The sequence below is a fragment of the Stenotrophomonas maltophilia group sp. RNC7 genome (genome assembly GCF_030910085.1).
GTDB classification, from domain to species: domain Bacteria; phylum Pseudomonadota; class Gammaproteobacteria; order Xanthomonadales; family Xanthomonadaceae; genus Stenotrophomonas; species Stenotrophomonas sepilia.
Window position 1 is genome coordinate 1 of the sequence record NZ_JAVFVN010000526.1, and the last position, 2073, is coordinate 2073.

General features: G+C 26.9%; 2 protein-coding genes. One reads left to right on the forward strand and one right to left on the reverse strand.

Annotation, left to right across the window (positions count from 1 at the left end; translation table 11 throughout):
• Nucleotides 1-369: 369 nt before the first annotated feature.
• Nucleotides 370-690, reverse strand: coding sequence for a hypothetical protein (locus RCF13_RS10150; protein WP_016121607.1), 321 nt, complete (start codon nucleotides 688-690; stop codon nucleotides 370-372).
• A gap of 424 nt (nucleotides 691-1114) precedes the next feature.
• Between RCF13_RS10150 and RCF13_RS10155 the strand changes: the two genes are divergently transcribed.
• Complete coding sequence (locus tag RCF13_RS10155) at nucleotides 1115-1561, forward strand: hypothetical protein (RefSeq protein WP_016121608.1); 447 nt, start codon at nucleotides 1115-1117, stop codon at nucleotides 1559-1561.
• The last annotated feature ends 512 nt before the right edge of the window (nucleotides 1562-2073 follow it).

Below are 2073 nucleotides of genomic sequence, written 5' to 3' on the forward strand. Positions count from 1 at the left end.
CACCTCCCTTTATGTAATTTGAATTTTTCTAGCTAAATATGAAATATAAATATTTTGAAGGAATATTTTAATAATAATCCTTAAAAATATTTTATTTTTAAGAATCTTTTTAACTTGACAAAACAAATAATTATACAAAGAAAATACTAAAGGAATTTTCATTTGATTTTTAAAGCCTTTGAATGTAGGATATTTTGGGGAACAAAATAAAAAAGTAGATTTAGTTATGAAGTAAGTATATATAAATAATACTGACCACCTCATATATAGTATGATTAGGTCAGTATCGATAAATTTCATAATATAATACAAATTAAGTTATGAAAACATTCATTTATATTTTTTAAGGTAATCACTAGAATTATTATTCTATCTTTCATCAATAACATCATCATAAGATTCAATATCTGTTTGTAATTTTAGCTCAGGAACAGCAGCTCCTTGTTGTAATGGGATTAATTCATACATTAGTGGTTCTCGAATTACAGGATCGCAATAATCTAGAAAAAAACCACATGTTGTTATCAATTGTTCATCAAGGAATGAGGTAATAATAAGGTCCCCTTGTCTTCCTAAAACTACAATAGCAGCTGCAAGTTGTTCATAGTTATCTCTTTCAATATATCCCTGGAATTTTTTATTTAAATATACATTTACCCACTCAACATTTTTTTCGTTTTCTTTGAACATTGTAAAACGCCTCCATTATTATAAATTTTCTCTATAAATCCTTTTTGAGCAATAGTTTACTTATTAAATATTAACCTGCTTTTCAATCTACTTTATTTACTACATACTCATCACCCCTTTTTTAACGCAAAAAAACCCTCAGGGTACCGATTTGTAAGAAAAAATGCAAATACATTTAATCCTTTAATCAAGTAACCCAAAGGGTCTGAAATTGTTAAATTTGAATTAAAATTATAATTGAAGAAGTATATGTCTATATTATCCTATTATCAAAAAAATGTAAAACTTAATAGAACAATATACTTATTTTTTACTAAATAAACAGAATATTACATTTATTTTTTATAAATTTTCCAATATTTACTATATGTTTTATTTTGGCTAATATTAAATAGAATCTAAATATTTTATGGAGGTGCAACAAATGTTAAAGAAATTATTGATTTCTAGTGTTCTTGTAGGCTCAATTCTTGGGGGAAGTAGTGTTCTTGACATTCCACAAATAACTAATAAAGCAGAGGCAGCAGAGGCAATACATTATTACAGTGAAACAATAGGAGCTGGAAAAACAAAAGCTTTTAGAAACGATACTTTTTCAGTTCCTCATAGCTCAGGAACATCCATACATGGCTGGCAAGTAGCATCTAAAGGAGAAGCTGATATTGTATATGAAGTATGGGAGATCACAAAAGATGGTGATAAACGTGTAAATGCGCAATCCTATTACGGAAACATCGCTTCTCAACAAACCTCATCATGGTTTTTATTACCTTTAAAAAATATACCTACAAATAAAAAGCTTTATTTAGTAATAAATAATAGAGGTCCTGGTGACGTTACCCTTGCAGGTAACATTTGGAATAATGATTAAATAATATAAACAGGAGTTCTTATATTAAGGACTCCTGTTTGATTTTAGACCATAAAGGAAATGTAATGTGATAAAGGAATATAGAATATTAATTTATTAAATTTACATTCAAATTTCCTATGAATGTAAGGGAGAATACTATAACGTCGTATAAAACATGTGTTAAAAAAGAAACCCATATGTTTCTAGTATAAATGTATATGATTATTTGCCAAATACTAGTTACTCCAATTAAAAATATACACTGCATCACATTCCAATCATATGCTGTTAAATGTAGTAATCCAAAAATACACCCAGTAAAAATTAAGGATAAAGATAGCAATACAAAGCGACTTTTTATTAGTTTATTAAAAGTTTTCAATGAAACTAGAAAAGTACCAATAATAATTAACTGTTCGCCTAATATTTGTATTGGAATAAGAATCAGCATTATGGGGGTTGTTAATTGACTTGTAACTTTACTTACGGATAACTCTATTCCATAAATATTAAATATATATATAAATACA